This is a genomic window from Streptomyces sp. NPDC104581 (genome assembly GCF_055583685.1).
This window is the reverse complement of record NZ_JBVJNN010000013.1, coordinates 125,594-147,267: the sequence shown is the minus strand read 5'-3', so window position 1 is coordinate 147,267 and position 21,674 is coordinate 125,594. Positions and strand designations below refer to the sequence as shown.

The window sequence follows — 21,674 nt, the reverse complement described above, 5'->3', positions numbered from 1 at the left end:
GAGGCGGGGCCGGGCGCCCGACCGGTGGTCGCGGCGGGTAACCTCCCGCTCATGTCCCGCCATGTCGCGATCGTCACCGATTCAACGGCCTACCTGCCGCCGCAGGCGATGGAACGCCATGGCATCACCGCCGTGCCGCTGACCGTGGTGCTGGGCGACCGGGCACTCGAAGAGGGCACCGAGATCTCGGCCAGATCGCTCGCCCTCGCGCTTCAGAAGCGGCACTCCGTGACCACCTCCCGGCCGAGCCCCGAGGTCTTCGCCGACGTCTACCGGTCGGCCGCCGAAGCCGGTGCGACGGGCGTCGTCTCGCTGCACCTGTCGGCGGAGTTCTCCGGGACGTACGACGCGGCCGTCCTCGCCGCGCGCGAGGCGCCGGTGCCGGTACGGGTCGTGGACACCGGCATGGTGGCGATGGCCCTCGGTTTCTGCGCCCTGGCGGCGGCCGAGACGGCGGAGTCGGACGGCTCGCTGGACGAGGCGGTGGCGGCGGCGGAGAAGCGGGCCGCCGGGACGTACACGTACTTCTACGTCGACACCCTGGACTACCTGCGGCGCGGCGGCCGTATCGGCACCGCGCAGGCGCTGTTCGGCTCGGCGCTCGCCGTGAAGCCGCTGCTTCAACTGGACGGCGGCCGGATCGAGTTGCTGGAGAAGGTGCGTACGGCGTCGAAGGCGATCGCGCGCCTTGAGGAGATCGTCGCGGACCGGGCCGGCACCGGGCAGGTCGACATCGCCGTGCACCATCTCGCTGCGCCCGAACGGGCCGGCGCGCTCGCCGACCGGCTGCGGGAGCGGGTGCCGGGTCTCGCGGAGCTGCATGTGAGCGAGGTGGGCGCGGTGATCGGGGCGCACACCGGGCCGGGGCTGCTGGGGGCCGTGGTCTCGCCGCGCTGAGGCGGGGGCGGGGGCTGCTGGTTCTGATCCTGGGTGTGGGTGTGGGTGTGGTCGCGCTGGGGGCGCGGAAGCACTCGTTCGGGTGGCCGAGTTATCCACAACTGGTGAGTTTTCCACGGTAATTCGGCCTTCTCGGCGGGATGGGGCGGGAGTCCCTACCGTCTGGGGCATGACTATTCGATCACACAGCGTGACCAGCGGTCCGGGTCGATCCTCGACCTCCGACGGCCGTGCCCGCCGTTCCTCGTCCACGCCGCGCCCGCGCCACCGGCGCGCGGGTACGAGGCCGACGCCCGCCGCGCTGCGCCGCCGCGCCGACGCCCTGTTCGGCGCCACACCCGGCACGGGGGTGCCCGCAGCCGGGGGCCCCACCACGACAACTACGACCCCGACGCGGCCCGCGAGCCCGGCACCGACTGCGGTGCCAGTCGCGGCACCGGGTTCGCCGCTGACTGCGGTCGGCGTGGCGCACGGCGCCGGCGGGGTGGCGCCCATGGGCGGGCGGGCGCCGGTGGTTGCGGGCCCGCTACCAGCTCCGGTAACAGGACCGGCACCTGTTTCGGTCGCGGCAGTGGGTTCGCCGCCGATTACGGTCGGCGCCGGCGGGGTGACGCCCATGGGCGGGCGGGCGCCGGTGGTTGCGGGCCCGCTACCAGCTCCGGTAACAGGACCGGCACCTGTTTCGGTCGCGGCAGTGGGTTCGCCGCCGATTACGGTCGGCGCCGGCGGGGTGGCGCCCATGGGCGGGCGGGCGCCGGTGGGCGCGGGCCCGCGACCAGCTCAAGTACCAGGACCGGCAGCCGGTTCGGTCGCGGTTCCGGCATCGACTCCGGTCGGGGCTGCGGGTGGTGGTCGTGGCGGGGTGGCGCCGACAGGCGGGCGGGCGCCGGTGGGTGCGAGCCGGCAACGGTCTACAGCACCGGCACCGGCACAGGGATCGGCACCGGCGGCCGTTTCGCCGTTGCCACCGGACGGGGCGCCGGCGAGTGGGCGGCGTGAGCGGGTGTGGGTCGCGCTGCGGGATCGGTTACCCGTGTGGGTGCAGCTCAGATGTGGGCTGGAGCCCAGGACCCTGGCCGCTCTGACAGTGGTGCTGGTCGTCGCCGCCGTCCTGGCGGCCCAGCACTTCTGGTCCGGCAGGCCGCAGCCGGTCAGCGCGCCGGAGACCGTCCGTGAGGAGGTGGCCGCGAGCGGCTCCGCGCGGCAGCCGGAACCGTCGCCGGGAGCACCGCCGCCCGCCGCGCCACCGGCCAAGCGGGTGGTGATCGACGTCAGCGGCAAGGTGCGCAGTCCGGGCGTCCACCGGCTGCCCGCCGGGTCGAGGGTCACCGACGCGCTCCGGGCCGCCGGGGGAGTCAAGCCCGGCGCCGACCTGACCGGGCTCAACCGGGCACGCGTGCTGGTGGACGGCGAGCAGGTGGTCGTCGGAGGCCCCGCGCCACCCGGACAGGTCGCGCCGGGCGGGGGAGCGGCCGTGCCGGGTGGGCCCGGCGGTGCCGCCGGGGCGCCGGTGAGCCTGAGCACCGCCACCGTGGAACAGCTCGACACACTGCCCGGCGTCGGCCCGGTGCTCGCGCAGCACATCATCGACTACCGCACCGAGCACGGCGGATACCGGTCCGTCGACGAGCTGCGCGAGGTGAACGGGATCGGCGAGCGCCGGTTCGCGGACATCGAGCCCCGTGTACGGCCGTGACCCGCGCGGCAGTTCATGCCGCCTCCGGCCACCCTCTCGGTGCCGCGGACCCCCATCAGGAGGGCCCGGCCGATCTGCGGCTGGTTCCGCCCGCGCTGGCGGCCTGGGCCGCTGCGGCCCTGGCGACGGGCGCCCCGGGTGACTGGACCGCCGGCGCGGTGCTGGCCGCGCTGGTCCTGGCCGGTGCGCTGCTGGTGCGGGCGGCTCTCGTCCCGACGCGGCGGGGACGCCGGACCCCTGCCGGGCCGAGTGGCGTCCGGCGACGGGTGAACGGTGTCGCGGTCGCCGCGGTGCTGCTCTGCGCCGCGGCCGGGGCGGGCTCCGCCTGGCTGCACGGCGCCGACCGGCACCAGGGCCCGGTCCCGGGACTGGCCGAGCGGTACGCGCGCGTCACCGTCGACCTGACCGTCACCTCCGACCCGCGTCCCACCAGGCCGAGGGTCCGGGGCGAGGCACTCTCGGCGGCCGGTCTCGTCCTGGACGCGGACCTCACGCGCGTGAGGTCCGCGGACGGAGCCGTCACCACCCTCCGTACGCCTGTGCTCGTCTTCGCGCAGGCCGGGGCAGGCGGAGGCGCCGAGGCGTGGCAGCGGCTGCTGCCGTCCACCGGGCTCAGCCTGGCCGGGCGGCTCGCGCCGCCGACGGAGGGCGACGAGCGGTACGCGGCGGTGCTGCGGGTGGAGGGGAGCGGGCCGCCGAGGGTCGTACGCGAGCCGACCGGTCCGCAGCGCACGGCCGGTGACCTGCGCGCCGGGCTGCGGGAGGCGACGGACGGGCTTTCGGCGGACGCGCGGGCCCTGCTGCCCGGACTGGTCGTCGGGGACGTCTCCCGTATCCCGCCCGAACTGCACGACGCGTTCACCGCGACCGACCTCTCCCATCTGCTCGCCGTCTCCGGAAGCAATCTGACGATCGTTCTCGCCCTGCTCATCGGGCCTCCGGGGCTCGCCCTGCGGGCCGAGCGGCGCGGACTCGCCCCGCGTCTGGGGATCTCGCTGCGGTCGACCGCCGTGTTCGGCGGGGCGCTCACGCTCGCCTTCGGGGTGGTCTGCCGACCGGAGCCGAGTGTGCTGCGGGCGGCGGCCTGCGGACTGATCACCCTGCTCGCCATCGGTACCGGCCGCCGCAGATCACTGATCCCGGCGCTGGCAGCCGCCGTACTGCTCCTCGTTCTCTGGGACCCGGCCCTGGCGCGCAGTTTCGGCTTCGTCCTGTCCGTGTCCGCCACGGGCGCGCTGCTCACCATCGGGCCGCGCTGGAGTGCGGCGATGCAGCGGCGCGGCGTACCGCCCCGGCTCGCCGAGGTACTGGCGGCTGCCGCGTCGGCGCAGGCGGTCTGCGCACCGGTGGTGGCGGTGTTCGCCGCGCGGGTCAGCCTCGTCGCGATCCCCTGCAACCTGTTCGCCGAACTGGCCGTGGCGCCCGCGACGGTGCTCGGGTTCGCCGCGCTCGCGACGGCGCCGGTGGCGATGCCGGTCGCCGAGCTGCTGGCCTGGTGCGCGGGTTGGCCGGTCGAATGGATCGCCTCCGTCGCGCGTACCGGCGCCTCGCTGCCGGGAGCCGAGGCCGAGTGGCCAGGTGGCTGGCGGGGCGGGGCGCTGCTGGCGCTCATCACCGTCCTCGTCGTGTGCGCGGTACGGCGGATACGCGGCCCGTGGGTCGCCGCCGGCTGTGTGGTGCTCCTGCTGCTGGCGGTCCTGCGGCCGGCTCCCTTCACCCGGATGGTCACCGGCTGGCCGCCGCCGGGCTGGGCGCTGGCGATGTGCGACGTCGGCCAGGGCGACACGATGGTGCTCGCGGCCGGTGAGGGCGCGGGGGTGGTCGTGGACGCCGGTCCCGATCCGAAGCTGGCCGACCGCTGTCTGCGGGATCTCGGGATCACCCGTGTGCCGCTGCTCGTGGTCAGCCACTTCCATGCCGACCATGTCACCGGGCTGCCGGGGGTGTTGCGGGGCAGGACGGTCGGTGCCATCCAGACGACGGCCCTTCAGGAGCCGTGGGAGCAGGCAGCGTTCGTGCGGCGCACGGCGGAGGCCGCGAACGTCCCGCTGGTACGCGCCACACCGGGGGAGCGGCGCCGGGTCGGGCCGCTCGACTGGCGGGTGCTGTGGCCGAGGGCGGGCCCGGGGCTGGGCGCGGGCGGGCCGAACGACGCCAGTGTCACGCTGTTCGTCCGGACGGCGGGCGGTACGACGCTGCTGCTGCCCGGCGATCTCGAACCGCCCGCGCAGCAGGGCCTGTCGAGGGACCATCCGGCCCTGCCACCGGTGGATGTGCTGAAGGTCGCCCACCACGGTTCGGCCTTCCAGGACCCCGGACTCCTGCGTACGGTGCGGCCCCGGCTGGCCCTGATCTCCTGCGGCCGGGACAACCCGTACGGCCATCCGTCCCCGCGCACGGTGGGCGCGCTGCGGGCCCAGGGAGCGGTGGTGATGCGGACCGACACCGACGGCGCCGTCGCCGTGACCGGCGCGGGGGAGGGGCTGCGGGCCGTGGCGCGCGGGCCCGGATGACCGGCCCCGCGTCGGCGCGGCCCGTCGCGGGGTCCCGGTCGGCCGGACCGGGGTCCGCCGGGGTCCCGGTCGTTCGGACCAGGACGAACGACGCATGGTGGGAAGGGGGCCGCCGGGACAGACTGAGGTCATGGACATGTCCCGGACCATCTCCGACTATCTGCGCCGGATCGGCGCCGACCGGCCCGCCGTACCGGACGCCACGGCGCTGCGGGACCTTCAGGTCCGGCATCTGCGGACCGTGCCGTTCGAGAATCTGTCCGTGCATCTGGGCGAGGAGATCGTCCTGGAGGAGCGGGCGCTGGCCGCCAAGGTCGTGGACAGGAGAAGGGGAGGTTTCTGCTACGAACTCAACGGCGCCTTCGCGGTGTTGCTGCGTGGGCTCGGTTTCCGGGTGACGCTCCTCCAGGCCCGGGTGTTCACGGCGGACGGAGGTCTGGGGATCCCGTACGACCACATGACGCTCCTCGTCGAGACACCCGCCCCGGCCGGGTCGGGACGTGACACGGACCGGTGGTTCGCCGACGTGGGCTTCGGGAGCCACAGCGCCCATCCGCTCTCCCGCGACGAGCGCGGTGACCAGGAGGACCCCGCCGGTACGTTCCGGATCGTGGCGGGCCCGGACGGGGACCTCGACGTCGTCAGGGACGGCAAGCCCCAGTTCCGGGTCGACCAACGGCCGCGTGCGCTCGCCGACTTCACCGCCGGCGCCTGGTACCACCGGACGTCGCCGGACTCCCACTTCACCCGCTCGCTGGTCTGTTCCCGGAACACCGCCGACGGCCGGATCACGCTCACCGGCAGCACCCTGATCACCACCGTGGCCGGCGACCGGAACGAGCGGCGGCTGGAGGGGGACGCCGAGGTCCTGGCCGCCTACCGGGAGCACTTCGGGCTGGAGCTCGACCAGGTGCCGCGCGTGAGGACCGAAGGACGCAGGGAAGGACGCAGCTGGACGTCCGGCACGTGCGGTTGAGGGGCGCTCTCACCCCTCGGCGGGCGCTTCGAGCCACCCCTCGTACTCGCCCGCGAAGGCGTCCAGCGCCGCGGGGTCCAGCCGGGACCCCGCGTCCTCGATCACGACCAGCCACTGCGCGTCCTCGGCGTCGTCCTCGCCGGCCAGGGCGTCCCGTACGAGCTGGGGCTCCTCCAGCACGCCGAAGCGGTCGGCGAGTTCGCCCGCGACCTCCTCCGCGGCGTCGCGGTCGGGCAGCACCAGTACATGTCGAACATCACTCACCCGGTCATTCTCCCGTACCGCGGGCGGTGGTCCGGGCGGTGTCGGTGGGCCGTGCGATGCTGGACCGCGATGGCCACCAGGAAGACTTCCCCCGACGATCCGCTCGCCCCTCTCACGCTCGCCGTGGGCCAGGAGGACCTGCTGCTGGACCGCGCCGTCCAGCAGGTCGTGGCGGCGGCCCGCGCCGCCGACCCGGACACGGACGTGCGCGACCTCACCTCCGACCAGCTCCTTCCGGGCACCCTCGCCGAGCTGACGAGCCCGTCGCTGTTCGCCGAGCGCAAGGTCGTCGTCGTCCGGAACGCGCACGACCTCTCGGCCGACACGATCAAGGACGTCAAGGCGTATCTCGACGCGCCGGCCGAGGAGATCACGCTCGTCCTGCTGCACGCGGGCGGACCCAAGGGCAAGGCCCTGCTGGACGCGGCCCGCAAGGCCGGCGCCCGTGAGGTGCCGTGCGCGAAGACGACCAAGCCCGCCGAAAGGCTGGGTTTCGTACGGTCGGAGTTCCGCTCGCTGGGGCGCTCGGCCACCCCCGAGGCGTGCCAGGCGCTGGTCGACTCGATCGGCAGTGATCTGCGGGAGCTGGCGAGCGCGGTGTCCCAGCTCGTCGCCGACATCGAGGGGGCGATCGACGAGGCCGTCGTCGCCCGCTACTACACGGGCCGCGCCGAGGCGTCCAGCTTCACCGTCGCCGACCGGGCCGTGGAGGGCCGCGCGGCCGAGGCGCTCGAAGCCCTGCGCTGGTCCCTGTCGACCGGGGTCGCGCCCGTACTGATCACCAGCGCCCTGGCGCAGGGCGTGCGCGCCATCGGCAAGCTCTCGTCGGCGCGGGGCGGCCGGCCCGCCGACCTCGCCCGCGAGCTGGGCATGCCGCCGTGGAAGATCGACAGGGTCCGCCAGCAGATGCGGGGCTGGACCCCGGACGCGGTGGCGACGGCGCTGCGCGCGGTCGCGGAGGCCGACGAAGGCGTCAAGGGCGGCGGCGCCGACCCCGAGTACGCGCTGGAGAAGGCGGTCGTCACCATCGCCCGCGCGGCCCGCGCCGGCCGCTAGGTCCTGTTTTCGAACCGGCGTCCGGCTCACGGCGGCCGGTACGCGTCCCTCGCCGCGTTGCCGCGTTGCCGCGTTGCCGTGGGGACCGGAGCAGGGGAGCCGCAAGCCGCGTACCTCGTGCCGAAGGCCCCGGTACGGCGTACCGGGGCCTTCGTCGTCAAACCTGGCTGGATCCGCACCCGCGTGGCGAACGCAGTCGTGTGCGAATCCGTAAGACACCGGTCAGGAGCGGTAGAGAGGGCCCGCTGAGTCCGTTCCGGCGGTTGGAATCAAGAGTGAGCAGACAGTCGCTCAGCCCTGGAGGGCGGCAACCTTGGACGCCAGCGCCGACTTCTTGTTGGCGGCGGCGTTCTTGTGGATGACACCCTTCGAGGCAGCCTTGTCGAGCTTGCGCGACGCCTCGCGGACGGCCACGTTGGCCGCCTCGACGTCACCGGCGACGACGGCCTCGCGGGCCTTGCGGATCGCGGTCTTGAGCGACGACTTGACGGCCTTGTTGCGCAGGCGCGCCTTCTCGTTGGTCTTGTTCCGCTTGATCTGGGACTTGATGTTCGCCACGAAATGCCTTTTCAGGTTCGATGATCTTTGAATGAGTGCCCGCGCCGAGACAGCGGAAGACACAGCCGCCCACGCTACCAGTGACCGTCCGACCGGCCCAAACCGGGCGCAGCCCCGTACCCGTGGGACGATGGAGCCTACGTATCGATCCGATGTCGACCCGAGACGAGACGCCGCGCGTCTCAAGAATCAGGACCCTGCGTGCCCGCGACCCCTACCAACGTGCCCGAGCCGAGCCGTACGGACCCGGCGCTGCTCCGTAATTTCTGCATCATCGCGCACATCGACCACGGCAAGTCGACGCTCGCCGACCGGATGCTCCAGCTGACCGGAGTCGTCGACCAGCGGCAGATGCGCGCTCAGTACCTCGACCGGATGGACATCGAGCGCGAGCGCGGCATCACGATCAAGTCCCAGGCGGTCCGGCTGCCGTGGGCCCCCAACGAGGGTCCTGACCAGGGAACGACCCATGTCCTGAACATGATCGACACTCCGGGCCACGTGGACTTCACCTATGAGGTCTCCCGCTCGCTCGCCGCCTGCGAGGGCACGATCCTGCTGGTGGACGCCGCCCAGGGGATCGAGGCGCAGACCCTCGCCAACCTCTATCTGGCGATGGAGAACGACCTCACCATCGTCCCGGTGCTCAACAAGATCGACCTGCCGGCCGCGCAGCCCGAGAAGTTCTCCGAGGAGCTGGCGAACCTCATCGGCTGCCGGACCGAGGACGTCCTGAAGGTCTCCGCGAAGACCGGTGTCGGCGTGGACGCGCTGCTCGACCGGGTCGTCAAGGACGTGCCCCCGCCGGTCGGCGTCGCGGACGCCCCGGCGCGCGCGATGATCTTCGACTCGGTGTACGACTCCTACCGGGGCGTCGTCACCTACGTCCGTGTCATCGACGGCCAGCTCAACAGGCGCGAGCGCATCCGGATGATGTCGACCGGCGCCACCCACGAACTGCTGGAGATCGGTGTCTCCTCGCCCGAGATGACCCCGGCGGACGGCCTGGGCGTCGGCGAGGTCGGCTACCTCATCACCGGCGTGAAGGACGTGCGGCAGTCCAAGGTCGGTGACACGATCACCTCGTTCAGCAAGGGGGCGACCGAGCCGCTGGGCGGCTACAAGGACCCCAAGCCGATGGTGTTCTCCGGTCTTTATCCGCTGGACGGCTCGGACTACCCCGAGCTGCGCGACGCCCTCGACAAGCTCCAGCTCAACGACGCGGCGCTGGTCTACGAGCCGGAGACCTCCGCGGCCCTCGGCTTCGGCTTCCGTGTCGGCTTCCTCGGGCTGCTGCACCTCGACGTGATCCGGGAGCGGCTGGAGCGTGAGTTCAACCTCGACCTGATCGCGACCGCGCCGAACGTGGTCTACCGGGTCGAGATGGAGGACGGCAAGGAGCACACCGTCACCAACCCGAGCGAGTTCCCCGAGGGGAAGATCGACTCGGTGCACGAGCCCGTCGTGCGGGCCACGATCCTGGCGCCCAGTGAGTTCATCGGCTCGATCATGGAGCTGTGCCAGACACGCCGCGGCACGCTCCTCGGCATGGACTACCTCTCCGCCGACCGGGTCGAGATCCGCTACACCCTCCCGCTCGCCGAGATCGTCTTCGACTTCTTCGACCAGCTGAAGTCCAAGACCCGTGGTTACGCCTCGCTGGACTACGAGCCCACCGGTGAGCAGAGCGCCCAGCTCGTCAAGGTCGACATCCTGCTGCACGGCGACAAGGTCGACGCCTTCTCCGCCATCACGCACCGGGACCAGGCGTACGCGTACGGCGTCCGGCTCGTCGCCAAGCTCAGGGAGCTCATCCCGCGCCAGGCCTTCGAGGTGCCCATCCAGGCGGCCATCGGCTCGCGGGTGATCGCCCGCGAGACGATCCGCGCCATCCGTAAGGACGTTCTCGCCAAGTGCTACGGCGGTGACATCTCCCGGAAGCGCAAGCTGCTGGAGAAGCAGAAGGAGGGCAAGAAGCGGATGAAGATGGTCGGCAGCGTGGAGGTCCCGCAGGAGGCGTTCATCGCGGTGCTCTCCAGTGACGAGTCGTCGGGCAAGAAGAAGTGACTCGCCGGTAGGTCAGGGGTCCGGGCCCGCGCGCTCAGGCGCCCGGGCCCGTGCGTCATGCACGGGTCCGGTTCGTTATGAAGCGGCTGCACGCGTCCTCTTACGCACCGGGCGGGTGCCCTCTAGTCTGATCACTGCTCGATGGTTACTCACCAGTTAAACAACAAGCCAGTCGCGCAGCTTTGCGGGGCCCGGAGGACGTCGTGAGCGACACAAAGACCTTGATCGAGAACAGGCCGCCGTCGGTGGCGGCCCTCTTCATTGAGCGCGTGGCGGCGACGCCGGACGCCGAGGCCTACCGCTATCCCGTTCCCTCCGCCTCGGGCGAGGGCCCCGACGACTGGAAGTCCCTGAGCTGGGGCCAGGCCGCGGGGCGCGTGTACGCGGTGGCGGCCGGTCTGATCGCGCTCGGCGTACGTGCCGAGGAGCGCGTCGCGCTCGCCGCCGCCACCCGTGTCGAGTGGATCCTCGCCGACCTCGGGGTGATGTGCGCGGGCGCCGCGACCACGACGGTCTACCCCTCGACCAACGCCGACGAGTGCGCGTACATCCTCGCCGACTCCGGGAGCCGGGTCCTGATCGCCGAGGACGCCGCCCAGCTCGCCAAGGCGCGTGAGCGCCGGGCCGAGCTGCCCGACCTCGCCCATGTCGTGGTGATCGAGACGGCGGACGCGAAGCCCGCCGACGGCGACCCGGAGGGCTGGGTGCTCTCGCTCGCCGAACTGGAGGAGCGCGGGACGAAGTACCTCCAGGAGCACCCCGGTGTCGTCAAGGAGCGGGTCGGCGCGATCACGGCCGAGCAGCTCGCCACCCTCATCTACACCTCCGGCACCACGGGCCGCCCCAAGGGCGTGCGGCTGCCGCACGACAACTGGTCGTACATGGCGAAGGCCATCGCCGCCACCGGGCTCATCACCAGGGACGACGTGCAGTACCTCTGGCTGCCGCTCGCGCACGTCTTCGGCAAGGTGCTGACCTCCGGCCAGATCGAGGTCGGTCATGTCACCGCCGTCGACGGGCGCGTCGACAAGATCATCGAGAATCTGCCCGTGGTGCGGCCGACCTACATGGCGGCGGTGCCCCGCATCTTCGAGAAGGTCTACAACGGGGTCGCGGCCAAGGCGCGGGCGGGCGGCGGCGCGAAGTACAAGATCTTCCAGTGGGCCGCCGGTGTCTCGCGCGAGTACGCGAAGGCCGGCCAGGACAACTTCCGCCACACCGGCACCGCTTCGGTGCCCTTCACGCTCCGCGTCAAGCACACCGTCGCCGACAGGCTCGTCTTCGCCAAGCTCCGCGACGCGTTCGGCGGACAGCTGCGCGCCGCGATCTCCGGATCCGCCGCGCTCGCGCCCGACATCGGCTTCTTCTTCGCCGGCGCCGGAATCCACATCCTGGAGGGCTACGGCCTGACGGAGTCGAGCGCCGCGAGCTTCGTCAACCCGGGCGAGGCGTACCGCACCGGCACCGTCGGCAAGCCGCTGCCCGGCACCGAGGTCCGCATCGCCGACGACGGCGAGATCATGCTGCGCGGCCCCGGCATCATGGACGGCTACCACGGACTGCCCGAGAAGACCGCCGAAGTCCTCGAATCCGACGGCTGGTTCCACACCGGGGACATCGGCGAGCTGTCGGTCGACGGCTATCTGCGGATCACCGACCGCAAGAAGGACCTGATCAAGACCTCCGGCGGCAAGTACATCGCGCCGGCCGAGGTCGAGGGCCAGTTCAAGGCGGTGTGCCCGTACGTCTCCAACATCCTGGTGCACGGCGCCGACCGGAACTTCTGCACCGCGCTCATCTCGCTGGACGAGGCCGCGCTGCTCGGCTGGGCCGCCGAGAACGGTATGGAGGGCGCGTCGTACGCCGACGTGGTCGCGTCGCCGCGGACCCAGGAACTGGTCGACGGCTATGTGAAGCAGCTCAACGAGGGGCTTCAGCGCTGGCAGACGATCAGGAAGTTCCGGCTGCTGCCGCGCGACCTGGACATCGAGCACGGCGAGCTGACGCCCAGCCTGAAGCTCAAGCGGCCCGTCGTGGAGCGCGAGTACAAGCACCTGCTGGACGAGATGTACGCCGGAGCGCGGGAGGCGTAGAGGCATCTACGCGTCGTACATGAGTACGCGGGCGGGGCTGTCGGCCGGGAACTACGGCTGAGGGCTCCGTCCGCGGCGTAATTCCCGCAGTATGTTGTCCAGCCCGGCCACATGGCCGCGCAGCGCCGCCAACTCGCCGGGCCCGCGCAGGGTCTTCGCGTCGCCGTCACCCTCGCCGGCACCGCCGTCCGCGTCGTCGCCCTCCGCGCCGAGCAGGGACCCGATGGCGGAGAGCCGCCGGGCCATCTCCGCGAGCTGTACGTGATCACGCGCGAGCAGGACCTCCAACTGGCGGTTCTTGCGGTGGAGTTCGAGGAAGACGGTCGCCTTCGCGCGCAGCACCCACGGATCGAACGGCTTGGGGATGAAGTCGGCGGCCCCCGTCGCGTAGCCGCGGAACGTGAAGCCGCTGTCGGGATCGCTCCCGGTCAGGAAGATGATCGGGACGTCCTTGGCCTGATCGAGGCGCTTGATGCCGGCCGCGGTGTCGAAACCGTCCATGCCCGGCATCCGAACGTCCAGCACGACCAGGGCGAACCGCTCGCGGCGCAGCGCCCGTATCGCCTCCTCGCCCGAACGGGCCCGTACCAGCGGCACGTTGAGCGATGCCAGCACCGCTTCCAGGGCGAGGAGATTCTCCTCCATGTCGTCGACGAGGAGGATGCCGGCGCGGTCGGTGACCGGTGTGTCGGCGGGCGGTTCGGTGGGTATCGGGTTGCTCATCGTGAGTGGCGTCCGAGTGCGTGATGGCCGGGTGCGGGGGAATCCGGGGTACGGGGTGAGGGAGGGCGCGGCGGCCGGGGAAGTGGTTCCGAGCTCCGTTCTTCGTTCACTTCTTCGCCCATTTTCGACGACTCGACGCTTATGGGCACGCTCAGTCTGTCACTCTGTCCGGGTGGTGAGCGGCGCAACGAGGGAAACGACCAGGAGCCGCACGTGGGGCCTATAGGGGACTGTGGGAACGTGGGCGATCCGCAAGAGCCGAATCCGGCTCGGAGCCGGACGTTCAGGAACGACGAGCGACGCACGGCACGCACCAGCCTGCCGGGGAATCCGCTCGCCCCGTCCGCCGCGCGCCGCTTCGTGCGCGCGGCGCTCGCCGAGTGGACCAGCCTCGGGCTGCTCGCCACCTGTGCCCTGTGCCAGGGCGACGAGGCGTGCCCGCCGGGCGGGCACAGCACGGACGGACTGGCCGACGACGCCGTGCTGATCGTCGACGAACTGGTCACCAACGCGGTCGTGCACGCGGGCACCAACGTGGAACTGCTCTGCCGGCTCGAAGCACCCCGTGAGGTGGAGGAGAGACCCGACGACGAGAGCGCGGCCGAGCGGGAGCCCGCCGCCCTCGTCATCGAGGTGTCCGACCACCACCCCGCCCGCTCGGTGCGCAGCGACGCGCACGGCCCGGCCGGCGGCGGCTCCCCCGAGTACGGCCGGGGCCTCCAGCTCATCGCCGCCCTCACGGAACGCTGGGGCATCACCTACCGCACCGGCCTCAAGACCGTCTGGGCCCGTCTCCCCCTCGACGGGCCGACCGCCGACGACCCGGCGGTCGGCGCCGACGACGCGGCGGCGGGAGCCGCCGGAGTCGTCGGCGAACCCGCGCTCCGGCGCGGACTGCGCGCCGCCGAGATCATCGCCCCCGCCCCGCGCGGAACGGCGCGCGAGGATCCCGACTGGATCAGCCGGGGCGCCCTCTCCTTCCTCGCCGAAGCCTCCGACCTGCTGGCCGGACAGCTCGACGAGGACCTGGTCGCGGCACTCGCCGGTCAGCTGCTCGTGCCCCGGATCGCCGACTGGTGCGCGATCTGGCTCGACGGCGAGGGCGAAGGCCACGGCAGGGCGGGCGCCGCACCGCGACTGGCCCGCGTCTGGCACGCCGACGAGTCCCGCATCGAGATCCTGCGCACCCTCTTGGAGAAGGAGCCGCCCCGGCTGCTCGACTCCCCGGACGCCCAGGACACGACGGGTTCGAGCCCAGGGCGGAACGTTCCTGTGCCCGTCCCCTGGCCCGGTTCGGGCCAGACCGGCGCGCACGACGGCGCCGCCGTCTCCTGCCGGCTCGTCGCCAACGGCCGCCCCCTGGGCACCCTCGTCCTCGGACGCCGGCGCCTGGCGCGGATGCCCGACGAAGTGATCGCGCTCATCGAGGACTTCGCCCGCCGGGTCGGCCTCGCGATCGGCGCCGCCCGCCGCTACACCCGGCAGGCCACCATCAGCCGCATCCTGCAACGCGGCCTGCTGCCCAGCCAGGTCGCCCGGATCCCGGGTGTCGAGAGCCACCTCGTGTACGAGCCCGCCGACGACGGAGTGGTCGGCGGCGACTTCTACGACGTCTTCCCCGCGCCGCCCGGCGGACGCTGGTGCTTCATGCTCGGCGACGTCCAGGGCAGCGGCCCCGAGGCCGCCGTCGTCACCGGACTGGCCCGCCCCTGGCTGCGGCTCCTGGCCCGCGAGGGGTACCGCGTCGGCGAAGTCCTCGACCGGCTCAACAGGCTCCTGCTGGACGACGCGATGGAGGCCGCCGAGGCCGCGGCGCTGATGGTCGCCGTGGCCGGCGGACAGGACCTCTCCGGCGGCGAGAACGGGCTCAGCGACCTGGGCCCGCTCGGTGACATCCAGGACATCGGCAAGAGCCTCGACGACGGCCGGGGCGCCGGGCTCGCCGACGGTGGCCAGTCCCGGTTCCTCTCCCTGCTCTACGGCCAGCTGGAGCCGCTGCCCGGCACCGGCGGCGGCGCCCGCTGCACCCTCGCCAGCGCCGGCCACCCCCTGCCGCTGCTGCTGCGGCCCGACGGGACGGTACGGGCGGCCGCCGAGCCGCAACTGCTCCTCGGGGTCGACGAGCACGTCGCCTACGAGAGCCTCAGCTTCGACCTGGCCTCCGGGGACACGCTCCTGTGCGTCACCGACGGCGTCACCGAGCGCCGCTCGGGACGGCTGCTCCTGGACGACGACGACGGCCTCGCCGCGATCCTCGCGGGCTGCGCGGGACTGAGCGCGCAGGGCGTCGCCGAGCGGATCAGACGCGCCGTGCACGACTTCGACCCGAGCCCGCCCTCGGACGACCTGGCGATGCTGGTGCTGCGCGCGGTGTGAGGCGCGCCGGCGCACCCGCGAGGTGCGGGACACTGGGGGCATGCCTTCCGCACTGCCCGACGGTGACCCCATGCCCGAGACCGGCGCGCTGCCCCCGCACGCCCTCCAGGGCGCCGCGGACCGGCCGCTCGGGTTCTATCTCCACGTGCCGTACTGCGCCACCCGCTGCGGCTACTGCGACTTCAACACCTACACGGCGACCGAGCTGCGCGGCTCGGGCGGCGTACTGGCCTCCCGCGACAACTACGCCGACACCCTGACCGACGAGATCCGGCTCGCCCGGAAGGTACTCGGCGACGACCCCAGGCCCGTCCGCACGGTCTTCGTCGGCGGCGGTACGCCCACGCTGCTGGCCGCGTCCGACCTCGTACGGATGCTGGGCGCCGTACGCGAGGAGTTCGGCCTCGCCGACGACGCTGAGGTCACCACCGAGGCGAACCCGGAGTCCGTCGACCCGGCGTACCTCGCGGAGCTGCGCGACGGCGGCTTCAACCGGATCTCCTTCGGTATGCAGAGCGCCAGACAGCACGTCCTGAAGGTGCTCGACCGTACGCACACCCCCGGGCGGCCCGAGGCGTGCGTGGCCGAGGCCCGCGCGGCCGGGTTCGACCACGTGAACCTCGACCTGATCTACGGCACGCCCGGCGAGAGCGACGACGACTGGCGCGCCTCGCTGTCGGCGGCGGTGGGCGCCGGGCCCGACCACATCTCGGCGTACGCGCTGATCGTCGAGGAGGGCACGGGGCTGGCCCGGCGCATCCGGCGCGGCGAGATCCCGATGACCGACGACGACGAGCACGCCGACCGCTATCTGATCGCGGACGAGACGCTGGCGGCGGCCGGGTTCTCCTGGTACGAGGTCTCCAACTGGGCCACCACCGACGCCGGGCGCTGCCTGCACAACGAGCTGTACTGGCGCGGCGCGGACTGGTGGGGCGCGGGGCCGGGCGCCCACAGCCATGTCGGCGGGGTCCGGTGGTGGAACGTGAAGCACCCCGGGGCGTACGCGGCGGCGCTGGCGGAGGGGCGGTCGCCGGGGGCGGGCCGGGAGGTCCTCACGGCGGAGGACCGGCGCGTGGAGCGGATCCTGCTGGAGCTGCGGCTGTCCGACGGTGTGGAGCTGTCGCTGCTGCGGCCGGCCGGGCTGGCTGCGGCGGGGCGGGCACGGTCGGAGGGGCTGCTGGAGGCGGGGCCGTACAGGGAGGGGCGGGCGGTGCTGACGCTGCGGGGGCGGTTGCTGGCGGACGCGGTGGTGCGGGGGCTGGTGGACTGAGTCCGCCCCTGCGGGCCGGCGGCCGGGTTGGCCTCAATCGCCGGCCGGGCTGGTGCCCTCCGGGTGTCCTCCCGGTCCGGGGGCGGGTGGCCTCCCGGCGGGGTGCGGGGTCTGGGGTTTGGGTTGCGGTTGTGGGTGTGGGTTGGGGTGCGGGGTCTCCGGAGGTGCATGTCCGGACGGCGTGATTTACGGCGCGTGCCCCGTTCGTTGGACCCGTTGACCCGGGTTGTTCACGCGCCACAAATCAGCCTGAGTGTCCGAACACGCACCTCCTGCGACCCCGCCCCCCTTACGCCGTCACTCGCGACGGTCACCGACCCCCGGTCCGCCCTCCTGCGGCGTCACGAGGCCGGCACGGCCCGGGGTCGCCTCCGGCGGGCGATCCTGGCGGTCACCGGCCACGGTCCCCGTGAGGGGACTCGCAGAGGCCGCCCCCGGGTCCGCCGCCGTCACCCGTAACGGTCACCGTCACCGTGTGCCCCTCCTGCGGCGTCACGACAGCGGTACGGCCCCGGGGTCGCCTCCGGCGGGGTGATTCCGGTGGTCATTGACCCCAGCCCCCGTCTCCGTCTGTCGCGGGTGATCTTGGCGGTGGCCTGCCCCGGTCCGCTTCGCGCCGTGAGGGCACCGGCACGTGCCGCCCCCGTTTCCACCTCCCGCAGGCGGTCCCGCCTCCCGCAGAGACAGGTCGTCCCTCTTCCCGCGGGGGGAAGGGGGACGCGCAGGGGTCGTGGTCGGACACTTGGGCTGATTTGTGGTGCGTGGACAGGGTGGGTCGTCGGGTCCAACGAGCGGTGCACGCGCCGTAAATCACGCCGTCCGGGCATGACCCCGGAGCGGCACCCGGGCACCGGCCCGCACCACCGAAGCCCGGCCGGCGATTGAGGCCACCCCGCCCCGGCCCGAAGAGGCGGCACCTCGGCCCCGGAAGCGGGCCCCGGGCGCCAGCCCGCACCACCCCACCCCACCGGCGCCCCGCAACCAGCCGCACTACAACCCCGGCTCCGTCACGAAATCGATCAGTTCCTCCACCCGGCCCAGCAACGCCGGCTCCAGGTCCCTGAACGACCGCACCGAGGACAGGATCCGCTGCCACGCCGCACCGGTGTTTTCCGGCCAGCCCAGCTCGCGGCACACCCCCGTCTTCCAGTCCTGCCCCCGAGGCACCGTCGGCCACGCCGGGATGCCGACCGACGACGGCTTCACCGCCTGCCAGACGTCGATGTACGGGTGGCCCACGATCAGGACGTCGTCCCCGGTGACCCGCTCCGCGAGGCGGGACTCCTTGGAGCCGGGCACCAGATGGTCGACCAGCACACCGAGGCGCGCGTCCGCCGCCGGGCCGAACTCCGCGACGATCGCCGGGAGATCGTCGATGCCCTCCAGATACTCCACGACCACGCCCTCGATCCGCAGGTCGTCGCCCCAGACCCGTTCCACCAGCTCCGCGTCGTGCCGCCCCTCCACATAGATGCGCCCCGCACGGGCCACCCGGGCGCGGGCGCCCGGGACGGCGACCGAGCCGGAGGCCGTACGGGTGGGGCGGACGGGACCGCCCGCGGTGGGCCGGACCAGGGTGACGACCTGGCCTTCGAGCATGAACCCCCGCTCCACCAGCGGGAACACCCGGTGCTTGCCGAAGCGGTCCTCCAGCGTGACCGTCGGCCCCTCGGCGGTCTTCTCGCAGCGGATCACCGCGCCGCAGAAGCCGGTCGACACCTCCTCGACCACCAGATCCGGTTCCGCGGGCACCTCGGGCACCGGCTTCGAACGCTTCCAGGGCGGGGTCAGATCGGGGCTGTAGCTGCGCATCCGCCGACGATATCGGGGCCGGCGCCACCCCGCGCGGATACCCGCGGGGTGGCTACGCCGTGCCGAAACGCGCCGCCAGTCGGTCCCGCTGCGCCCGTACGAACGCCGCGTCGACGGTCGCGCCGTGGCCGGGAACGTACAGCGCGTCCTCGCCGCCCAGCGCCAGCAGCCGGTCCAGCGCGGCCGGCCAGCGTGAAGGGATCGCGTCGGAGCCGGCCTGCGGTTCGCCCGACTCCTCGACCACGTCGCCGCAGAAGACGACCTCGCGTTCGCCGGGGACGAGCAGCGCGAGATCGTGCCCCGAGTGGCCCGGCCCGACATTGGCGAGAAGTACCTGCCGTCCGCCGAGATCGAGCGTCGACTCGCCGGACACCTCGTGCTGCGGCCCGACCAGTACGTCCACGGCCTCGGTCGCGTCGGCGACGGCCACCCCGTGCCGTACGGCGGAGGCGCGCAGGCTGTCGCGGTCGCGCGGGAGCAGCTCCGCCATGCCGACCGCGCCGTACACCCGCGCCCCGGAGAACGCGGCCGTCCCCAGGACATGGTCGAAATGGGGATGGCTGAGCACGATGTGCGTGACGCGCCGGCCGCAGAGCGCCTGCGCCTGCGCGCGGATCTCGGCGCCCTCACGGAGCGTCGAGCCCGTGTCGTACAGAAGTACGGCGTCCTCACCCATGACCAGCCCGACCGTCGCATCCCAGCCAGGGAGCCTGCGTCTGCCGACTCCCGGTGCGATGCGTTCCCACCCCTGCTCTTCCCAACGGACGTTCATACGGCGACGCTATCGGTGGGGACGGCGGTGCCGCGCGCGGTAGCGTGACCGGTCGGCCTTGCTAGGGGCGTACCTCACGGCCGTACACTGGCCCGGGGAATGCTGGCACTCCAACGCACCGAGTGCCAAGCCGGATCCGAGGAACCAGAGCTGGAGGTGTGCGCGATGCTGAGCGAACGCAGGCTTGAGGTGCTGCGCGCCATCGTCCAGGACTATGTCGGCACGGAGGAGCCCGTCGGCTCCAAGGCGCTGACCGAGCGGCACAAGCTCGGTGTCTCCCCGGCCACTGTCCGTAACGACATGGCCGTCCTGGAGGACGAGGGCTTCATCGCCCAGCCCCACACGAGCGCGGGGCGTATTCCGACGGACAAGGGCTACCGCCTCTTCGTCGACCGGCTCGCGGGCGTCAAGCCCCTGTCGGCGCCGGAGCGCAGGGCCATCCAGAACTTTCTCGACAGCGCCGTCGACCTGGACGACGTGGTGGGCCGTACGGTGCGGCTGCTCGCGCAGCTGACCCGGCAGGTCGCGGTCGTGCAGTACCCCTCGCTGACGCGCTCGACGGTGCGCCACGTGGAGCTGCTCTCGCTGGCCCCCGCGCGGCTGATGCTCGTCCTGATCACCGACACCGGCCGGGTCGAGCAGCGCATGATCGACTGCCCGGTGCCGTTCGGCGAGACCTCGCTGGCGGACCTGCGGGCCCGGCTCAACGCCCGGGTCGTCGGCCGCCGTTTCTCGGACGTGCCGCTGCTGGTGCAGGAGCTGCCCGAGTCCTTCGACCTGGAGGACCGGGGCACGGTGACCACCGTCCTGGCGACGCTGCTGGAGACGCTGGTCGAGGAGACGGAGGAGCGGCTGATGATCGGCGGGACCGCCAATCTGACGCGCTTCGGGCACGACTTCCCCCTGACGATCCGGCCGGTGCTGGAGGCACTTGAGGAGCAGGTCGTGCTCCTCAGGCTGCTCGGCGAGGCCGAGGACTCGGGCATGACCGTACGAATCGGGCACGAGAACGCCCACGAGGGCCTCAACTCCACGTCCGTCGTCGCGGTCGGCTACGGTTCGGGCGACGAGGCAGTCGCCAAACTCGGCGTGGTCGGACCGACCCGCATGGACTACCCCGGAACGATGGGAGCGGTACGCGCAGTGGCACGTTACGTCGGACAGATCCTGGCGGAGTCGTAAGTGGCCACGGACTACTACGCCGTACTCGGCGTACGCCGCGACGCGTCGCAGGACGAGATCAAGAAGGCATTCCGCAGGCTCGCCCGCGAGCTGCACCCGGATGTCAATCCCGATCCCAAGACGCAGGAGCGCTTCAAGGAGATCAACGCCGCCTACGAGGTGTTGTCGGACCCGCAGAAGAAGCAGGTCTACGACCTCGGCGGCGACCCGCTCTCGCAGGCGGGCGGTGGCGCGGGCGGATTCGGGGCCGGTGGCTTCGGCAACTTCTCCGACATCATGGACGCGTTCTTCGGGACGTCGCAGCAGCGTGGCCCGAGGTCGCGGACGCGGCGCGGCCAGGACGCGATGATCCGGCTGGAGATCGACCTCAACGAGGCGGCCTTCGGCACCACCAAGGACATCCAGGTCGACACGGCGGTCGTCTGTACGACCTGCTCGGGCGAGGGCGCCGCACCCGGCACCTCCGCGCAGACCTGTGACATGTGCCGCGGCCGTGGCGAGGTCTCCCAGGTCACCCGGTCCTTCCTGGGCCAGGTCATGACATCGCGGCCGTGTCCGCAGTGCCAGGGCTTCGGTACGGTCGTGCCGACCCCCTGCCCCGAGTGCGCCGGCGACGGCCGCATCCGCTCCCGCCGCACGCTCACGGTCAAGATCCCGGCAGGCGTCGACAACGGCACCCGTATCCAGCTCTCCGGTGAGGGTGAGGTCGGCCCCGGCGGCGGGCCGGCCGGCGATCTGTACGTTGAGATCCACGAATCGCCGCACGCGGTGTTCCAGCGGCGCGGCGACGATCTGCACTGCACGGTGACGATCCCGATGACCGCGGCGGCGCTGGGCACCCAGTGTCCGCTGGAGACACTGGACGGCGTCGAGGACATCGACGTACGGCCGGGCACCCAGTCGGGCCAGTCGATCCCGCTCCACGGGCGCGGCATCACGCATCTGCGCGGCGGCGGCCGGGGCGATCTGATCGTCCATGTCGAGGTCATGACGCCGTCGAAACTCGACCCGGAGCAGGAGCGGTTGCTGCGCGAGCTGGCGAAGCTCAGGGGCGAGGAGCGGCCCACCGGCCAGTTCCAGCCGGGCCAACAGGGGCTGTTCTCCAGGCTGAAGGACGCGTTCAACGGCCGCTAGGCCGTGTCTGACAATTCCCGCCTGGCTCGCGGCGCCTGGTACGGCACCTCGCCGCGTTGTCGGACTCGGCCGAGTACGCCCGGTACGAGTCCGATCCTCCGCCTCGCGATGCACCGCACCAGCCGCCGCGAGCCCCGCCCTACGGGCGGACGGCGCCATTTGTCGGACACGGCCCAGGGCCCGTTCCCGCGTTCCGCCCCCGCGCCCGGCGGGCCGCACACGCGGCCCGTCCGGTCCGGGGCGGAACGCGGTGCGCCGCGGGGCGGCGGGACTCGGCGGACA

At 72.6% G+C, this 21,674-nt stretch carries 16 protein-coding genes; 11 read left to right on the top strand and 5 right to left on the bottom strand.

Translation table 11 applies throughout. The features are described 5' to 3' along the window. The first annotated feature begins 51 nt into the window (after nt 1-51). The 4 genes from ACZ61E_RS13835 (at nt 52) to ACZ61E_RS13820 (ending at nt 6,082) form a co-directional block, all read left to right on the top strand. Nucleotides 52-897 carry a DegV family protein gene (locus tag ACZ61E_RS13835; protein ID WP_469699850.1) on the top strand — a complete coding sequence of 282 codons (846 nt, stop codon included), beginning with the start codon at nt 52-54 and terminating at the stop codon, nt 895-897. A 739-nt stretch (nt 898-1,636) separates the two neighbouring features. Then, nucleotides 1,637-2,593, top strand: coding sequence for a ComEA family DNA-binding protein (locus ACZ61E_RS13830; protein ID WP_469699873.1), 957 nt, complete (start codon nt 1,637-1,639; stop codon nt 2,591-2,593). Next, nucleotides 2,590-5,106 carry a ComEC/Rec2 family competence protein gene (locus tag ACZ61E_RS13825; protein ID WP_469699849.1) on the top strand — a complete coding sequence of 839 codons (2,517 nt, stop codon included), beginning with the start codon at nt 2,590-2,592 and terminating at the stop codon, nt 5,104-5,106. Before ACZ61E_RS13830 ends, ACZ61E_RS13825 begins: the two co-directional genes overlap by 4 nt. A gap of 130 nt (nt 5,107-5,236) precedes the next feature. Then, a complete protein-coding gene (locus ACZ61E_RS13820) occupies nt 5,237-6,082 on the top strand; it encodes an arylamine N-acetyltransferase family protein (RefSeq protein WP_469699848.1) in 846 nt (281 codons plus the stop codon). Nucleotides 6,083-6,091: 9 nt separating this feature from the next. Here the strand turns inward: ACZ61E_RS13820 and ACZ61E_RS13815 are convergent, their stop codons facing one another. Further along, nucleotides 6,092-6,346, bottom strand: coding sequence for a hypothetical protein (locus ACZ61E_RS13815; protein WP_469699847.1), 255 nt, complete (start codon nt 6,344-6,346; stop codon nt 6,092-6,094). A gap of 69 nt (nt 6,347-6,415) precedes the next feature. Here ACZ61E_RS13815 and holA point away from each other — a divergent pair, with 69 nt between their 5' ends. Further along, nucleotides 6,416-7,402: a DNA polymerase III subunit delta gene (holA, locus tag ACZ61E_RS13810; protein WP_469699846.1), complete on the top strand. Its 987-nt coding sequence runs from the start codon at nt 6,416-6,418 to the stop codon at nt 7,400-7,402. Between the two features lie 291 nt (nt 7,403-7,693). Here holA and rpsT read toward each other — a convergent pair whose 3' ends face one another. Further along, nucleotides 7,694-7,960, bottom strand: coding sequence for a 30S ribosomal protein S20 (rpsT, locus tag ACZ61E_RS13805; RefSeq protein ID WP_078077403.1), 267 nt, complete (start codon nt 7,958-7,960; stop codon nt 7,694-7,696). A gap of 201 nt (nt 7,961-8,161) precedes the next feature. On the opposite strand from rpsT, the gene lepA reads away from it, so the two are divergent. Beyond that, nucleotides 8,162-10,027 carry a translation elongation factor 4 gene (gene lepA, locus ACZ61E_RS13800; RefSeq protein ID WP_469699845.1) on the top strand — a complete coding sequence of 622 codons (1,866 nt, stop codon included), beginning with the start codon at nt 8,162-8,164 and terminating at the stop codon, nt 10,025-10,027. Nucleotides 10,028-10,230: 203 nt separating this feature from the next. Continuing rightward, nucleotides 10,231-12,120 (top strand): AMP-dependent synthetase/ligase, encoded by a 1,890-nt coding sequence (locus ACZ61E_RS13795; protein ID WP_469699844.1) that lies wholly within the window; start codon nt 10,231-10,233, stop codon nt 12,118-12,120. Nucleotides 12,121-12,171: 51 nt separating this feature from the next. On the opposite strand, the gene ACZ61E_RS13790 is transcribed toward ACZ61E_RS13795, so the two are convergent. Next, nucleotides 12,172-12,843 carry a response regulator gene (locus tag ACZ61E_RS13790; protein WP_469699843.1) on the bottom strand — a complete coding sequence of 224 codons (672 nt, stop codon included), beginning with the start codon at nt 12,841-12,843 and terminating at the stop codon, nt 12,172-12,174. Nucleotides 12,844-13,083: 240 nt separating this feature from the next. On the opposite strand from ACZ61E_RS13790, the gene ACZ61E_RS13785 reads away from it, so the two are divergent. Both ACZ61E_RS13785 and hemW read left to right on the top strand, forming a co-directional pair. Then, nucleotides 13,084-15,219 (top strand): SpoIIE family protein phosphatase, encoded by a 2,136-nt coding sequence (locus ACZ61E_RS13785; protein WP_469699842.1) that lies wholly within the window; start codon nt 13,084-13,086, stop codon nt 15,217-15,219. 40 nt (nt 15,220-15,259) lie between these two features. Next, nucleotides 15,260-16,492 carry a radical SAM family heme chaperone HemW gene (gene hemW, locus ACZ61E_RS13780; RefSeq protein WP_469699841.1) on the top strand — a complete coding sequence of 411 codons (1,233 nt, stop codon included), beginning with the start codon at nt 15,260-15,262 and terminating at the stop codon, nt 16,490-16,492. A 990-nt stretch (nt 16,493-17,482) separates the two neighbouring features. On the opposite strand, the gene ACZ61E_RS13775 is transcribed toward hemW, so the two are convergent. Both ACZ61E_RS13775 and ACZ61E_RS13770 read right to left on the bottom strand, forming a co-directional pair. Beyond that, complete coding sequence (locus tag ACZ61E_RS13775) at nt 17,483-18,304, bottom strand: DUF3097 domain-containing protein (RefSeq protein ID WP_469699840.1); 822 nt, start codon at nt 18,302-18,304, stop codon at nt 17,483-17,485. A gap of 52 nt (nt 18,305-18,356) precedes the next feature. After that, nucleotides 18,357-19,076 carry an MBL fold metallo-hydrolase gene (locus tag ACZ61E_RS13770; RefSeq protein WP_469699839.1) on the bottom strand — a complete coding sequence of 240 codons (720 nt, stop codon included), beginning with the start codon at nt 19,074-19,076 and terminating at the stop codon, nt 18,357-18,359. Between the two features lie 165 nt (nt 19,077-19,241). On the opposite strand from ACZ61E_RS13770, the gene hrcA reads away from it, so the two are divergent. After that, entirely contained in the window at nt 19,242-20,258 is a 1,017-nt protein-coding gene (gene hrcA / locus ACZ61E_RS13765; protein WP_469699872.1) for a heat-inducible transcriptional repressor HrcA, read from the top strand. After that, the gene (gene dnaJ / locus ACZ61E_RS13760; protein ID WP_147872988.1) at nt 20,259-21,392 is read left to right on the top strand and encodes a molecular chaperone DnaJ; all 1,134 of its coding nucleotides are present in this window, start codon (nt 20,259-20,261) and stop codon (nt 21,390-21,392) included. Nucleotides 21,393-21,674 lie beyond the last annotated feature (282 nt).